The 15,590-nt window shown below is 69.2% G+C and carries 11 protein-coding genes; 7 read left to right on the forward strand and 4 right to left on the reverse strand.

Going from position 1 to position 15,590, the window contains the following annotated elements; all coding sequences use genetic code 11:
- Positions 1 to 50 precede the first annotated feature (50 nt).
- From BHQ18_RS16885 to BHQ18_RS16915, 7 genes are all read left to right on the forward strand, one after another.
- Positions 51 to 1,028 carry an oligopeptide ABC transporter permease OppB gene (locus BHQ18_RS16885; protein WP_069414790.1) on the forward strand — a complete coding sequence of 326 codons (978 nt, stop codon included), beginning with the start codon at positions 51 to 53 and terminating at the stop codon, positions 1,026 to 1,028.
- Positions 1,025 to 1,948 carry an oligopeptide ABC transporter permease OppC gene (locus BHQ18_RS16890; protein WP_069414791.1) on the forward strand — a complete coding sequence of 308 codons (924 nt, stop codon included), beginning with the start codon at positions 1,025 to 1,027 and terminating at the stop codon, positions 1,946 to 1,948. Before BHQ18_RS16885 ends, BHQ18_RS16890 begins: the two co-directional genes overlap by 4 nt.
- Positions 1,945 to 3,780, forward strand: coding sequence for an oligopeptide ABC transporter ATP-binding protein OppD (locus BHQ18_RS16895; RefSeq protein ID WP_069414792.1), 1,836 nt, complete (start codon positions 1,945 to 1,947; stop codon positions 3,778 to 3,780). Before BHQ18_RS16890 ends, BHQ18_RS16895 begins: the two co-directional genes overlap by 4 nt.
- Before the next feature lie 11 nt (positions 3,781 to 3,791).
- A complete protein-coding gene (locus BHQ18_RS16900; RefSeq protein ID WP_069414793.1) occupies positions 3,792 to 5,459 on the forward strand; it encodes an oligopeptide ABC transporter substrate-binding protein OppA in 1,668 nt (555 codons plus the stop codon).
- Positions 5,460 to 5,558: 99 nt separating this feature from the next.
- Positions 5,559 to 6,908, forward strand: coding sequence for a wax ester/triacylglycerol synthase domain-containing protein (locus BHQ18_RS16905; protein ID WP_069414794.1), 1,350 nt, complete (start codon positions 5,559 to 5,561; stop codon positions 6,906 to 6,908).
- A gap of 64 nt (positions 6,909 to 6,972) precedes the next feature.
- Entirely contained in the window at positions 6,973 to 8,187 is a 1,215-nt protein-coding gene (locus tag BHQ18_RS16910; RefSeq protein WP_069414795.1) for an acyl-CoA dehydrogenase family protein, read from the forward strand.
- 82 nt (positions 8,188 to 8,269) lie between these two features.
- A complete protein-coding gene (locus BHQ18_RS16915) occupies positions 8,270 to 9,625 on the forward strand; it encodes an LLM class flavin-dependent oxidoreductase (RefSeq protein ID WP_069414796.1) in 1,356 nt (451 codons plus the stop codon).
- Here the strand turns inward: BHQ18_RS16915 and BHQ18_RS16920 are convergent.
- The 4 genes from BHQ18_RS16920 to BHQ18_RS16935 form a co-directional block, all read right to left on the reverse strand.
- Positions 9,622 to 10,089: a DUF309 domain-containing protein gene (locus BHQ18_RS16920; protein ID WP_069414903.1), complete on the reverse strand. Its 468-nt coding sequence runs from the start codon at positions 10,087 to 10,089 to the stop codon at positions 9,622 to 9,624. The two genes, BHQ18_RS16915 and BHQ18_RS16920, sit on opposite strands and share 4 nt — an antisense overlap.
- Before the next feature lie 73 nt (positions 10,090 to 10,162).
- Complete coding sequence (locus BHQ18_RS16925; protein WP_069414797.1) at positions 10,163 to 11,710, reverse strand: GMC family oxidoreductase; 1,548 nt, start codon at positions 11,708 to 11,710, stop codon at positions 10,163 to 10,165.
- 106 nt (positions 11,711 to 11,816) lie between these two features.
- Positions 11,817 to 14,438 (reverse strand): AAA family ATPase, encoded by a 2,622-nt coding sequence (locus tag BHQ18_RS16930; RefSeq protein ID WP_069414798.1) that lies wholly within the window; start codon positions 14,436 to 14,438, stop codon positions 11,817 to 11,819.
- Complete coding sequence (locus BHQ18_RS16935) at positions 14,435 to 15,583, reverse strand: metallophosphoesterase family protein (RefSeq protein ID WP_069414799.1); 1,149 nt, start codon at positions 15,581 to 15,583, stop codon at positions 14,435 to 14,437. Before BHQ18_RS16935 ends, BHQ18_RS16930 begins: the two co-directional genes overlap by 4 nt.
- Between the last annotated feature and the right edge of the window lie 7 nt (positions 15,584 to 15,590).

The following is a 15,590-nucleotide window of genomic DNA, read 5'->3' on the forward strand; positions in this document are numbered from 1 at the left end:
ACCGACATCTCCTAACCTGAGCGCATGCAGCCGAGGCGCGGACCCATCGCATGACGCGGTTCCTGATACGCCGGCTGGCGAACTATCTCGTGCTGCTGGCGCTGGCGTCGTTCCTGGTGTTCCTGCTGGCGTCGTCGCAGTTCAACCCGCTGGAAACCCTGGAGAGCCGCAACCCGCGCCCGCCGCAGGCCGTCATCGACGCCAAGCGCGTCGAACTCGGCCTGGACAAGCCGGTGCTGCAGCAGTACCTGAGCTGGGCCGGCGGAGCGGTGCGCGGTGACTTCGGGGTCACCATCGGCGGGCAACCGGTCAGCGAGGAACTGTGGCGCCGGGTCGGGGTGAGCCTGCGGCTGCTGGTGATCGGCTCGGTCCTCGGCACCGTGATCGGCGTGGTGGCCGGCGCGTGGGGCGCGGTCCGGCAGTACCGGCTCAGCGACCGGGTGGTCACCGTGCTGTCGCTGCTGGTGATCAGCACGCCGACGTTCGTGCTGGCCAACCTGTTCATCCTGGCCGCGCTGGGGGTCAACAACGTGCTCGGCGTGCGGCTGTTCGAGTACACCGGCGAGACCTCGCCCGACGCGATCGGCGGCGCGTGGAACCAGTTCGTCGACCGCATCCAGCATCTGGTGCTGCCGTCGATGACGCTGGCGCTGGGTTCGATCGCGATCTACAGCCGCTACCAGCGCAACGCGATGCTCGACGTGCTCGGCCAGGACTTCATCCGCACCGCGCGGGCCAAGGGCCTGACCCGCCGTCAGGCGCTGTTCAAACACGGGCTGCGCACCGCGCTGATCCCGATGGCGACGCTGTTCGCCTACAGCGTCGCCGGTCTGGTCACCGGGGCGGTGTTCACCGAGAAGATCTTCGGCTGGCACGGCGTCGGCGAATGGATCATCACCGGCATCGGCACCCAGGACATCAACATCGTCGCCGCGATCACCGTGCTGTCGGCGGTGATGATCCTGCTGGCGGGGCTGCTGTCGGACGTGGTGTATGCCGCCCTGGACCCGAGAGTGCGGGTGTCATGACCGAAACCGGGCAGACCCAGTCGGCGACCAGCGCCCAGTCCGGCGTCAGCACCGCGGGCTTCGCCTCGCGGCGCACCCTGGTGTTCCGCCGGTTCCTGCGCAACAAAGCGGCGGTGATCTCGCTGGCCCTGCTGCTGGCCATGTTCATCGGCTGCTACGTGCTGCCGCCGTTGTTGCCGTACAGCTACAGCGATCTCGACTTCTACGCGCTGCAGCAGCCGCCCAGCCCGAAGCACTGGTTCGGCACCAACGCCCTCGGCCAGGATCTGCTCGCCCAGACGCTGCGGGGCATGCAGAAATCCCTGTTGATCGGCGTCTGCGTCGCGTTCATCTCGACGATCATCGCCGCGACCGTCGGCACCATCGCCGGCTACTTCCTGGACTGGCGCGACCCGGTTCTGATGTGGCTGGTCGACCTGATGCTGGTGGTGCCGAGCTTTCTGCTGATCTCAATCGTGGTGCAGCGCACCAAAGGTGACATCGTCTGGATGATCGTGCTGCTGTCGCTGTTCAGCTGGATGGTCAGCTCCCGCATCGTGCGCGGGATGACGATGAGCCTGCGCGACCGCGAATTCGTCGCCGCCGCACGGTATATGGGGGTGCGCGACGGGCGCATCATCGTGCGCCACATCCTGCCCAACGTCGCGTCGATCATCATCATCGACACCGCGCTCAACGTGGGGGTCGCGGTGCTGGCCGAAACCGGGCTCAGCTTCCTGGGATTCGGCATCCAGCCGCCCGACGTGTCACTGGGCACGCTGATCGCCGACGGCACCAAATCGGCGACGACGTTCCCGTGGCTGTTCCTGTTCCCGGCGGGGGTGCTGGTGCTGATCATCCTGTGCGCCAACCTCGTCGGCGACGGCCTGCGCGACGCGCTGGACCCGAGCGCGCGCGGCCTTCGGAGGCGGGCCCGATGAGCCTGCTCGACGTGCGCGACCTGACCGTCGCGTTCCCGACCGACACCGTGCCGGTCAACGCGGTGCGCGGGATGAACTTCACCGTCGACAAAGGTGAGGTCGTCGCGTTGGTCGGCGAGTCGGGGGCGGGCAAGTCGGCCAGCGCGATGGCCGTCGTCGGCCTGCTGCCCGAGTACGCGGAGGTGAGCGGGTCGATCCGGCTGCACGGCGACGAGCTGATCGGGCTGTCGGATCAGCGGATGTCGGCGATCCGCGGCAGGGCGATCGGCACCGTGTTCCAGGACCCGATGTCGGCGCTGACGCCGGTCTACACCGTCGGCGACCAGATCGCCGAGGCGATCGAGATCCATCAGCGCGGCATCGGCAAGCAGGCGGCCGCCAAGCGCGCGGTCGAACTGCTCGAACTGGTCGGCATCGCCCAGCCCGAGCGCCGCGCCAAATCCTTCCCGCACGAACTGTCCGGCGGCGAACGCCAACGCGTGGTGATCGCGATCGCGATCGCCAACGACCCCGATCTGCTGATCTGCGACGAGCCGACCACCGCGCTGGACGTCACCGTGCAGGCGCAGATCCTCGAGGTGCTCAAGACGGCGCGCGACGTGACGGGCGCCGGCGTGCTGATCATCACCCACGACCTCGGTGTCGTCGCCGAGTTCGCCGACCGCGCACTGGTGATGTACGCCGGGCGGGCCGTCGAGGTGGCGTCGGTGCCGACGCTGTACGCCGACCGCCGGATGCCCTACACCGTCGGGCTGCTCGGCTCGGTGCCCCGGCTCGACGCGGCCCAGGGCGCGCGGCTGGTGCCGATCCCGGGCGCGCCACCGTCGATGGCCGCGCTGCCGCCGGGCTGCCCGTTCGCGCCGCGCTGCCCGCTGGCCGTCGACGACTGCCGCGCCGCCGAGCCGGACCTGCTCGAGATCGGGGCGGGCCACCGCGCGGCCTGCATCCGCACCGAGCACGTCGCCGGCCGCAGCGCCGCCGACATCTACGGGGTGTCGACCGCGCCGCCCGACACACCGGTCGCCGACGACGCACCCGCGGTGCTCGAGGTGCGCGATCTGGTCAAGACCTACCAGCTGACCAAGGGCGTGGTGTTCCGCCGGCGGGTCGGCGAGGTGCGCGCGGTCGACGGCGTCAGCTTCGATCTGCCCAGAGGCCAGACGTTGGGCATCGTCGGTGAGTCCGGTTCCGGCAAGTCGACGACGCTGCATCAGATCCTGGGGCTGACCGCGCCGCAGTCCGGTTCGATCGCGGTGCTCGGTCAGAACGTGGCGAAGCTGGACCGGCGCGGCCGCCGCGCGCTGCGGGGAGACCTGCAGGTGGTGTTCCAGGATCCGGTCGCCTCGCTGGACCCGCGGCTGCCGGTGTTCGAGGTGCTCGCAGAGCCGTTGCAGGCCAACGGGTTCGACAAGCAGGGTATCGACGACAGGGTGGCCGAGCTGCTCGGTATCGTCGGGTTGCGCCGCGAGGACGCGGCCCGCTACCCCGCGGAGTTCTCCGGCGGTCAGAAGCAGCGGATCGGCATCGCGCGGGCGCTGGCGTTGCAGCCGAAGATCCTGGCGCTCGACGAACCGGTGTCGGCGCTGGATGTGTCGATCCAGGCCGGCATCATCAACCTGCTCCTGGACCTGCAGCAACGCTTCGACCTGTCGTATCTGTTCGTGTCGCACGACCTGTCGGTGGTGCGCCACCTGGCGCACCGGGTGGTGGTGATGCACAAAGGCAAGGTCGTCGAACAGGGCGAGGCGGACCAGGTGTTCGGCAGCCCCCGCGACGACTACACCCGACGGCTGCTCGCTGCGGTCCCGCAACCCGAGGTGCATCGCAGCTAAAGTCGAGCGGCATGAGGATTCGACGCCTGCTCGCGGGCACTGTGATCGCCGCGCTGACCCTGACCGCGTGCTCGGGCGGCTCCGACGAAGCCCCCTCCGCGGGTGGGTCCGCAGAAGTCGGCACCACCAACGACGTCAACCCGCAGGACGTCGCGAACCTCAAGAACGGCGGCAATCTGCGCCTGGCGCTGGGCGAGCTGCCGCCGAACTTCAACTCCCTGCACATCGACGGCAACACCGGCGACAACGCGTCGCTGATGCGGCCGACGTTGCCGCGCGCGTTCCGCATCGCCGCCGACGGGTCGGCCAGCGTCAACACCGACTACTTCACCAGCGTCGAACTCACCAGCACCGACCCGCAGGTCGTCACCTACACCATCAATCCGGAGGCGGTGTGGAGCGACGGCACCCCGATCACGTGGGAGGACCTGCAGTCGCAGATCAACGCGACCAGCGGTAAGAACAAGGACTTCGCGATCGCGGCGACCAACGGCAGCGACCGTGTCGAGAAGGTCGAGCGCGGCGTCGACGACCGGCAGGCGGTGATCACGTTCGCCAAGCCGTGGGCGGACTGGCGCGGCATGTTCGCCGGCAGCACGATGCTGCTGCCGAAGAGCTCGACGGCGACGCCCGAGGCGTTCAACCGGTCTCAACTCAACGCCCCCGGCCCGTCGGCCGGACCGTTCATCGTCTCCAACATCGACCGGGGCGCCAAGCGGATCACGTTGACCCGCAACCCGAAATGGTGGGGTGAGCCGCCGCTACTGGACAGCATCACCTACCTCGTGCTCGACGACGCCGCGCGTATCCCGGCGCTGCAGAACAACACGATCGACGCGACGGGCCTCGCGACGCTCGACGAGATGGAGATCGCGCGCCGCACCGACGGCGTCACCATCCGGCGCGCGCCCGGGCTGTCCTGGTACCACTTCACGTTCAACGGCGCGCCGGGAACAATCCTGGCCGACCCCGCGCTGCGCCGGGCGATCGCCAAGGGCATCGACCGCAAGACCATCGCCGAAGTCACCCAGCGCGGTCTCGCCGACAACCCGACGCCGCTGAACAACCACATCTACGTCGCCGGTCAGGAGGGCTACCGGGACAACAGCGGCGCCGTCGCGTTCGACCCGGAGAAGGCCAAGGCCGAACTCGACGCGCTCGGCTGGCGGCTCAACGGGCAGTTCCGCGAGAAGGACGGCCGCCAGCTGGTGATCCGCGACGTGCTGTTCGACTCGTTGGGCACCCGCCAGTACGGGCAGATCGCGCAGAACAACCTCGCGCAGATCGGGGTCAAGCTCGAACTCGACATCCGGCCCGCGGCGGGCTTCTTCACCGACTACATCACCGTCGGCAACTTCGACATCGCCCAGTTCGCCTGGAGCGGTGACGCTTTCCCGCTGTCGAGCCTGACGCAGATCTACCGGACCGGCGCCGAGAGCAACTTCGGCCAGATCAGCAGCCCCGAGATCGACGCGAAGATCGAGGAGACGGTCAGCGAACTGGACCCGACCCGGGCGCGTGAGCTGGCCAACGAGTTGGACAAGCTGCTGTTCGACGAGGTGTTCAGCCTGCCGTTGACGCAGTCGACCGGAAACATCGCGGTGCGAAGCACTCTGGCGAACTTCGGGGCATTCGGCCTGGCGGACGCGGACTACACGAAGATCGGTTTCATGCCGTAGCCGCCGAGCCGCAAAGTGACCTTTGTGAACCGCCGCAGGGCACAAGGTCTCTGACGTCACCGGGGCGCACGCTCGTAGCGTCTCCCCTGGGAGGCTGCGATGACCGAATTGATGCGCAATACCGACGCTTTTACCTGGGCGATGGAAAGCGATCCCCGGCTTCGCTCCACCGTCGTCACCGTGGTGTTACTCGACAGATGCCCCAACTGGGAGGAGCTGCGGCGGCGTATCGACCTGCTCACCAGGCGGTTGCCAATGTTTCGTCAGCGGGTCGCGCCGTCACTGCCGCCGGCACCGCCACGTTGGGAGACGGCGCCCGATTTCGATCTCGATTTCCATCTACGCAGGGTGACAGCCCCCGTACCGGCCGATCTGGACGTGGTGCTGGAAATGGCGCGGCTGGCGCATATGTCGGACTTCGACCGTGCGCGTCCGCTGTGGGAGGTCACCTTGGTCGACGGGCTGCGCGATGGCGGTACCGCGCTGTTGTGCAAGTTCCACCACGCACTCACCGACGGGGTCGGAGGCGTCCAAATCGGGATGACGTTATTCGACCTCGACCAGACGCCTACGGCGCCGGCGCTGCCGCCGGTCCCGACCGTTCCCGCGAGGGCGTGGCACTCCGACTACAGCGACGTGGCGCGTTACGACGTCCGACTTGCCGCCGCGACCGTGACTGCCGCCACCGGCATGCTGACCGACGGTATCCGGCACCCGCGCTCATCATTGGCGGCCGTTTGCGCGACAGCCGCGTCGGTCTACCGCACCGTACGCCCCATCGGCGGCACCGGCTCACCGCTTATGAAGCAGCGCGGTTTGGGCCGGCGGCTCGGAACCCATGACGTTCCGCTTTCCCGACTCCGAGAAGCCGCACACCGCAGCGACGGCGCCCTCAACGACGCATTCGTAGCGGGCGTACTCGGCGGGATCCGCCGGTACCACGAGAAGCACGGCGCCGCCGTCGACACCGTCCACCTCACAATGCCGATCAGCCTCCGCACCGCCTCCGACGCTATGGGCGGCAATCGAATCACGTTGATGCGCTTCGACGTGCCCACCGGAACCGCCGACCCCGCGTGTCGCATCCGGGAGGTCCATGCCCGAGCCGCCCAGGTGCGTAGCGAACGGTCGCTGCCGTACACGCAGGTGATCGCCGGAGCGCTGAACCTGATGCCGCGCTGGTACATCGGATCGGTACTGCGACATGTCGACGTCGTGGCCAGCGACGTGCCGGGCATACCGGTTCCGGTCCACCTCGGCGGGGCGCGGCTGCGCGCCCAGTACGCCTTCGGCCCTACCATCGGCGCAGCAGTCAACGTGACACTGCTGAGCTACCAAGACACCTGCCACTTCGGCATCAATGTCGACACCGCCGCGATACCCGATTACGACACCTTCCACGACTGCCTGGTACAGGGCTTCGAGGAGGTACTCAGCGTCGCGGACTGACGCCTTAGGTTCGGCGTGATCCAAAGCAGTGCCATGGGTCGTCGGGCCCACTACAACTGGTGCCATGACAACCGTCGATCACCCGACACGCGTGCTGCCCGGCTCACCGGAGTGGACTGAACTTCTCGCCCGTATCGCGTCGGGCGCCAGTGACCGAGACCTCAACGACGAGAACCCTTTCGATCAGGTCGCGGCGCTCAAGCGCGCGGGGTTCGGGACGCTGCGGCTGCCCGAATCTTCCGGTGGCGCCGGTTTCACCGTGCCGCAGCTGTTCTCGGCCGTCATCGACGTCGCGCACGCCGACCCGATCGTCGCGCACATCTTCCGGACCCACTTCTGGTTCGTCGAGGAACGGCTGCGCCTGTCGACCGATCCTCGGTCACAGCAGTGGCTTGGCCAGGTGGCCGCGGGCAAGATCTTCGGAAACGCGTTCAGCGAGAAGGGTTCGCTGGCCGTCGGAAGTCTGGTGTTCAACACCCGGCTGCTGCCCGACCCCGCCGGCGGCTACCGCCTCAACGGCGAGAAGTTCTACAGCACCGGGACCCTGTTCTCCGACTACCTCACCGTGACGGCCACCACCGAACACGACTCGGTGGCCACCGTCATCGTCCCGGCCGACCGCGCCGGGGTGCAGTTGATCGACGACTGGGACGGCTTCGGTCAGCGCCGCACCGGCACCGGCACAACGGTGTTCACCGACGTGCACGTCGCCGCCGACGAGGTGTTGACCGACACGCCGTATGACGCCGAGCCCGAGCCGACCGTGCAGTACGCGTCGCTGCAGCTGTTCATCCACGCGGTGGTGGCCGGTGTGTTGGAGTCGGTGGTCGACGACGGCATCGCGCTGCTGCGCTCGCGCGACCGCAGCTTCAGCCACGCGATCGCCGATCGGCCCAGCGACGACCCGCTGTACCAGAAGCTGCTCGGCGACCTGGCCAGCACCGCCTATGTCGCCCGGGCCGCGGTGCTCGACGCCGCCGAGGCCATCGCCGCCGCAACGACTTCCGAAGTGGACGGGGTCCCCGACGCCGACCTGGCCACCGAGGCGCAGCTGAAGGTCGCCAAAGTCAAGGTGCACCTCGACAACATCGCGCCCGAAGCGGCCACCCGGCTGCTCGAGCTCGGCGGGGCCAGCGCCGCCAGCCGCAAACGCAACCTCGACCGGCACTGGCGCAACATCCGCACGATCACGCTGCACAATCCGGTGGTCTACAAGGCGAAGGTGATCGGCGAACACCTGCTGCACGGCACCCCCGTTCCCGCGAACGCCTACTTCTGACCCCTGTCCATGGCGTTTGTGAGTGATTCCGATCGCGTCGCGAACGTTTTCACTCACAAACCGCAGTCAAGGAGCCCCACACGTGACTCGTCAACTTCACCTGGGCGGTTTTCAGATCGCCTCGCAGGTCACCCATTCACACGCCGCGTGGCGCCACCCCGGCAGCGACACCGGGTTCACCACGCCGGAGTACTACCACCGGATCGGGCGCATCCTGGAACGGGGCAAGTTCGACTTCGTGTTCTTCGCGGATCTGCTCGCGGCGCCGATCCGGTTCGGCGACGACATCACCGAGCCGCTGCGCCGCGGCACACAGGCCACCGCGACGCTGGACCCGTCGATCGTGGCGGCCAGCATCGGGGCAGTCACCTCGAAGCTCGGTGTCGCGATCACCAAGTCCGCGACCTACTTTCATCCCTACGAGCTGGCGCGGATTTTCGCCAGCCTGGACCACATCACCCGCGGGCGGGTGGCGTGGAACATCGTCACCTCGTTGACTCAGAGCGAGGCGCACAACTTCGGCCACGACAACCACCTGGACCACGAGTTGCGCTATGAGCGCGCCGACGAGTTCGTCCGCACCACGCTGGAACTGTGGTCGAGTTGGGACCCGGACGCGCTGGTCCTCGACAAGCAGGGCGGGGTGTTCGCCGATCCGTCGCGAGTCCGCGCCGTCGACCACGACGGGCAGTTCTTCAAGACGCGCGGGCCGCTCAACGTCCCGCACTCGCCGCAGGGCCGTCCCGTGCTGATCCAGGCGGGCTCGTCGAGCACCGGCCGCGATTTCGCGGCCAGGTGGGCCGAGGCGATCTTCGAGATCGACCCCACCCCGGAGGGTAGGCGTGCCTACTACGACGACATCAAGTCCCGCGCATCGGATTTCGGGCGTGACCCGGATCAGGTGCTGATCTTCCCGGCGTTCGTCCCGTTCATCGGGGAGACCGAAGCGATCGCCCGCGAGAAGCAGGCGTTCCACAACGAACTGGCCGACCCGATCTCGGGGCTGATCACCCTGTCGGTGCACACCGACCACGACTTCTCGGTCTACGACCTCGACGCGCCGGTCGAAGACGTCCAGGTGACCGGGACGCAGGGCTTGTTCGACACCGCACGGCGGGTGGCCAACCGCGACAACCTGACTTTGCGCGACATCGGCAAGTGGTACGCACAAGGCGTGTTGCTGCCCCAGTTCGTCGGCACCGCCGAGCAGGTCGCCGACCAGATCGAGGCGTCGTTCACCGCGGGTGAGGCCGACGGGTTCATGGTGTCGGCCGCACAGACACCCGGCACGTTCAACGACTTCGTCGACTACGTGGTGCCCGAACTGCAGCGGCGCGGACTGTTCCGCACCGAGTACACCGGTTCGACGTTGCGCGACCACCTCGGGCTCGACGCTGCGACGTTCGCGTCGCCGCAGCGGCTGCAGTCTGTGAGCTAGATCGTCAGCCTCGGCTTGAGCCGTTCCGGCGCGACATCGCGCCCGGCGGCGAGATCGGCGGCCAGCGCGTCGGCGTGCTCGAGCAGACCCGCGACGTCGACGCCGTGGCGTGCCGGCTCGTCGGCCAGCCGTTCGGACGCCCGACGCAGAAGACCCACCGCACCGCTGAGGTTGCCGCGCTGGACGTGGGTGATGCCCACGGCCAGCTGGGCCAGGCCCTGCCAGAAGTCGCGTTCGTCGTCCGGGCCGTTCTTCCACGCCGCCTCGAGCACTTCGTGCGCGTGGAACGCCATGCCGCTGTCGAGGAGTTCCTGGGCGTAGGTGAGCGATTCGTGTGGCGGCAGGTCGAGGTCGTCGGGGATCCGCGCGACGCCCTCGCTTCCGTGCGGCAGCGGCCGCCCGAGCGCGTCGCGGGGCCGGGTGTTGCGGGGCCGCCCGGTTTCGTCGCGGTCCCGATCAGCCATACCGTCCATCTTGGCACTTGTTGGTCGCCTCAGGATGGCGAGCAGACGCAAAGTGCCCCTCTTTCGCGGTTTTTCAGGGCACTTTGCGACTGTTCACGCCAAGGAGTTCAGCGGCCTTCTCCCCGATCAGCACACTCGGCGCGTGGGTATGGCCGCGGATGATCGTCGGCATCACCGACGCGTCGGCCACCCGGAGCCCGTCGGCCCCGCGCACGCGCAGGTCGGGGTCGACCACGCTGGCGTCGTCACGGCCCATCCGGCACGTGCCGGTCGGGTGGTAAAGCGTGTGCGACACGGTGGCCAGCGCGCGCTCCAGCGTGTGGTCGTCGAGCGTCGTCGCCTCGAGCGGCCGGGCGATCCTGCCGATCACACCTTCGAGCGCCGGCGCCCTGGCGATCGTCGCGCACATCCGCAACCCGGACATCAGCGCCGCGCGGTCGGCGGGATCGGTGAGGTAGCGCGGGTCGATGATCGGCTTGTCCCGCGGATCGGCCGAGCGCAGTTCGATGGCGCCGGTGCTGGCCGGCTTGACCAGGATCGCGCCCAGCACGACGGCGTGCGTGTCGTACGGGTCGCCGATGCCCTCCTCGAAGTACGGCGCCGGCGCGAACAGCAACTCCAGGTCGGGCAGCGCGAGGTCGGGGCGGCTGCGCACAAAACCGTAAGCCTCCCCCACGTTGGACGTCAGCATGCCGCGTCGGCGCAGCAGGTAGTTCAGCAGCTGCAGTGGTTTCTCGGCGGCGAACAGCGAGTCGTTGGGCACGTCGAAACCGAGCGCGGCGATGAAGTGGTCGGCCAGGTTGGCGCCGACCTGCGGTGCGTGCACAAGTGTCGGGATGCCGTGCTCGGCGAGCCGCTCGCCGTCGCCGATTCCGGAGAGCATGAGCAGCTGCGGGCTGTTGATAGCCCCGCCGCACAGCACGACCTCCCGTCGCGCGCGGATGACGCGTCGGCTGCCCTGCTGCTCGACCTCGACGCCGACGGCGCGGTGGCCGTCGAAGACGATCCTGGTGGCCAGCGCCTCGGTCTCGAGCGTGAGGTTGCGGCGTTTGAGGGCCGGTTTGAGGTATGCGTCGGCCGCGCTCCAGCGGGCACCGCGGCGCTGGGTGACGAGAGTTTCGCAAAAGCCTTCGGGCGCTGCCTGATTGGGCTTCTCGACGCGGTAGCCGCACTGCTGCACCGCTTCCAGCCATTTGGCCGTCGAGCTGCGGGGGCTGCGCTGCGCGGTGATCGACAGCGGACCGGCTTCGATCCGGCGCAGGTACGGCTCGAGGTGGGCGTAGTTCCACTGTTCGCCGGCGGCCTCGCCCCACTCGTCGTAGTCGGCGGCAAACCCGCGCACCCACATCATCGCGTTCATCGAGGACGATCCGCCGACCATTTTGCCTCGCGGCCAGTAGATTTCGCGACCGTCGAGTTCCTTCTGCGGCTCGGTGTAGTACTCCCAGTCCATCGGTCCGCGGAACAGCTTGGCGAACCCGGCGGGAATGCGCACGAACCGGCTCTTGTCGTGTGGACCCGCTTCGAGGGCGATCACTTGCACCGACGGGTCGGCGCTCAGGCGCGCGGCGATCACCGATCCGGCGGACCCGGTGCCCACGACGATGTAGTCGGCTTCCATTGACCGGAGTGTAGTTTTCCGTTGCGCGAGCAGACGTGAAATGCCCTCAAATGGCGCGAAAGTAGGGCATTTTGCGTCTGCTCGCCGGAGAAGGTGCTCGCCGGAGTTAGCCGGCCAGCTCGATGTGGTGGGCGTCGTCGACCGCGGCATACCGCTGCGGGCTGCAGGTCAGCACGATCACCTGGCCGTCGCCGCCGACGGCGTTGAACACCGACCCCATCTTCACCAGCCGCTCGGGGTCGGTGAAGCCCAGCGCATCGTCGATCACGACGGGCACGCTGTCCTCCTTGGCCACCAGCGCCGCGCTGGCCAGCCGCGCGACGATCCCGAGTTGCTCCTTGGCACCACCGGACAGCGACTCGTAGGGCACCGTCCGACCGGCCAGCGTCCGGCTGCAGATCCGCAGCGAGCTGTCCACCTCGACCTCGAAGCTCTCCCCGAAAACGATGCGCCCCAACCGCTGGACCTCACCGCGGAACGGCTCGACGTACCGCAGCCGGGTGGCCTCACGGTGCCGCGTGAACACCGACCGCAGCAGCTCGGCCGCCTGCGCCCTGCGCTGGACGCGCCCGTACTCCGCGAGTGCGTGCTCGCGCTCGGTCTCGGCTTCGTCGAGCCGGCCCTTGCGCCCCTCGGTGCCGTACACCTTGAGCTGGGTGCCCACGTCGCGCAGCGCGTCGGCCATCTCGGCGTGCCGGGCCGCCAGCGCGGTCGCGCGGCGTTCGGCCTCCTCGAACGTCGCGGCCACCTCATCGGGCGCCGTGCGGGCCAGCTCCTCGGACAGCGTGGTCACCACACCGGCCACCCGCGCCGCCTCGTCGGCGTGCGCCTGCGCCGTCACCATCAGCTCGTCATCCCCGACTGTCTCGCGCTGCACCTGCAGCCGGTCACGCGCCTGAGCCAGCTCCACGCCTGCACCCGTGAGCTTTTCGCGCAGCACCGTCAGCTGGGTCTGCCGCTCGGTCAGCTTCCGACCCGCGGCCTCGGCGACCTTGCGGCGCTTCTCGCAGTCGGCGATGGCCTGCTTGTGGGCGGCCGCAGCGGTCTCCAGCGCGGCGCGCGCGGTGTCGGCGTCGACTTCGAACAGGTCGGCGGTCTGGGGCTGGCGCCCGGTCAGGCCGGCGAGCCGGGCCCGCAGCCGGTCGGCGGACTCGTCACCGGTGAGCGCCTCGCCGGCGGCCCGCAGCCGGTCCCGCCGGGCCACCAGCTCCCGGCGCCGCTGGTCGAGTTCGCGGGCCGCGACCACATCGGCGACCCCACACTTGCGCAGCGCCGAGGCCAGCGCCTCGCGCGCCGCGTCCAACTTGGCCTGCATGTCCGACGCCGGCGTGCCCGGCACCAACCGGATGCTCAGCAGCTCGGGCAGCTCGAGATCGGTTGCGGCGCTGATCGTCTGGGACCATGACTGGCCTGCGGTCAGCGTCAGCACCTCGCCGCCGACACGCACCTCCACATCGGCGGCCGCGGCCAGCTCGACCCGCGCCGCGGCGAACTCCACCTGGCCGAGCGCGACGTCGACCGCGGCGGCCGCGGCCTCGATGGCCCGCATGTCCTCGGCCGTCATCGTGATCGTCGCGAGCTCATCGGTGACCCGCGCCAGGTCGCGGTCGGTGGCGTCGATCTTCGCCAGGCGCGCGGCGATCCGGTCGACCTCTTCCCGCTCGACCAACTGCTGCACGGTCTCGCGGGCGGCATCAACCCGGATCTGACTGTCCTCGAGCACCTTTCGCGCCTGCTCGGCGGCCGCTTCGGCGGACTCGGCGACCTCGGCGGCGGTCGAGTGGTCTTCGGCGGCCGCGGCGACCGCGGCCTCGAGTTCCCCGATGGCCGCGGAGCGGGCCTCGATGTCGGTGCGCAGCCGACGCCGTTCGTCGGCCGCGGCGCGCGAAGCCCCAGCCCTGTCCCGCGCCGCCCCGGCGAGCAGCTCGGCCTCCTTGAGCTGCGCACGCACGGCGGCCACCGCTTCCGCTGCGGCCCGCGCGGTGTCGAGGGCCTTGGCCGCCTCCTGGCGTCGCGCCGTCAGCTCGGCCAGTTCCTCGGTCAGCATCGCGTGCCTGCGCACCGCCTCGTCGACCTGCGCGACGGCGGCGGCGGCCTCGGCGACCGCCTCTTCGGCGGCGCGCAACCGGGTGGTCGCGGCCGCCCACTCGCCGGTCGGCCTGCCGGTGCGGGTGAAGTACCGCAGGTACTCGTCCTCGACGCGGTCGATGAGCAGCGGCTCGGTGCCCGACAGCGCGACGGCCTCACCGGCGGAGACGTCGAGCGCGCGGGAAAGCGCGTCGCAGCCGGAGAGGTCGACCACCGCCGTCGACGACGACTGCAGCACCCGCTGCGCCTGCCACAGGCAGGTGTCGACGGTCTCGTCGAGCATGGCCCGGACCCGTTCGTGCGCCTCGTCACCGGTGAGCTGTTCACGCTGCGGGGCCAGCACGGTCAGCTCGGTCTCACACCGCTTGTGAAAGCGCTTGCGGTACACGAACCGGTAAGGGCCGGTGGAGATCTCGGCGGTGACCTCGGCACCCACGTCGGCGTGCGTCGGCTTGACCTCCTTGACCTCCTTCTTCGACGACCGGTCCTTGGCCTCGAGCAGCAGGTCGAGCGCCTCGATCATCGACGACTTGCCGATCTCGTTGGCGCCACTGACCACGACGACACCGTGGTCGGGAAACTCGATCTCGCGGTGGGTGATTCCGCGGTAGTTGGTCAACACCATCCGGTGCAGTTTCATGCGACACCTCGATCCGCCAGCCGCAGCAACAACGCCAGCGCCGCGCGCGCGTTCTCCGCGTCCGCGCCCTCGGTGCGCGCGGTCGCGACCAGTTCGTCGACGGCGGTCGCCGCGAAACCGCCGATGCCGAGGTCGTCGAACTCGCCGTCGGCGGGCAGCACCGCGATCTCGGACTGCTTCTCGTCGACCCGCAGCGCCGCGAACAACCGCGCGTACCGGTCCAGGCAGGCGTCGAGTGCGGCCTTGTCGGTGACCGTCAGGGAACCGGTCAGCACGAGCCGCACCACGGTGCGTTCCTTGTCGGGCATCAGGTCGAGATTGAGGTCCAGATCGGCGATGTCACGGTCGTCGTCGACCCCGCGGCGCAGCGTCACGAACCGCCAGCGGCCCACCTTCTGCGGTTCGACCCGCACCGGGTGCGCCGGGTCGGCCTCGTCGAGGTCGACGATCAGCACGTGCCCGGGATCGGCCTCGATGTCGTCGTAGTTGGTGACCTCCGGCGACCCGGAGTACCACACCCGCCCCGTGGCCCCCACCTGCATGCGGGAGTGCTTGTCGCCCAACGCCACATAGTGCACGGCGCCGCGATCGATCGCGGCCTCCAGCGCCGCCAGCCGGACCAGCGACGGCCGGTCCTTGTCGGGCACGAAGATGTCGACCCCGCCGTGGCCGACGACGACCCGCGTCACCCCGTCGGCGGGCAGATTCTCGAGCACACCCGCGACGGGGTCCGACGACGGCGCCTTCGACGTCCACGGTGCGGCCACCAGTTCGACACCCGGGCGCACCTGGTGCACGCCGGGCCGGTCGAGCACCGTGACGTTGTCCGGGCGTTCGGCGGTGAACAACGCGCTGGTGTACACCGACGAGGCGTCGAGCGGATCGTGGTTGCCGGGCAGCAGGTACACCGGCACGCCGATGCCGCGCATCGCCTCCAGCGACTGGCTGACCTCGCGCGGGGCGAGTTGGTTGTGTTCGAAGACATCGCCGGCGACGACAACGAACTCGGCGCCCGCCTCGGCCGCCACCTTCCCGAGTGCGCTCACCGCGTCGCGCCGCGCGGCCGAATAACGGGGCTGCGCCTCGCCATTGAGGAAGTATCGGGTCATGCCGAGTTGCCAGTCGGCGGTGTGCACGAATCGCATCGCAGCC

Source organism: Mycolicibacterium flavescens (genome assembly GCF_001722335.1).
Lineage (GTDB): Bacteria > Actinomycetota > Actinomycetes > Mycobacteriales > Mycobacteriaceae > Mycobacterium > Mycobacterium flavescens.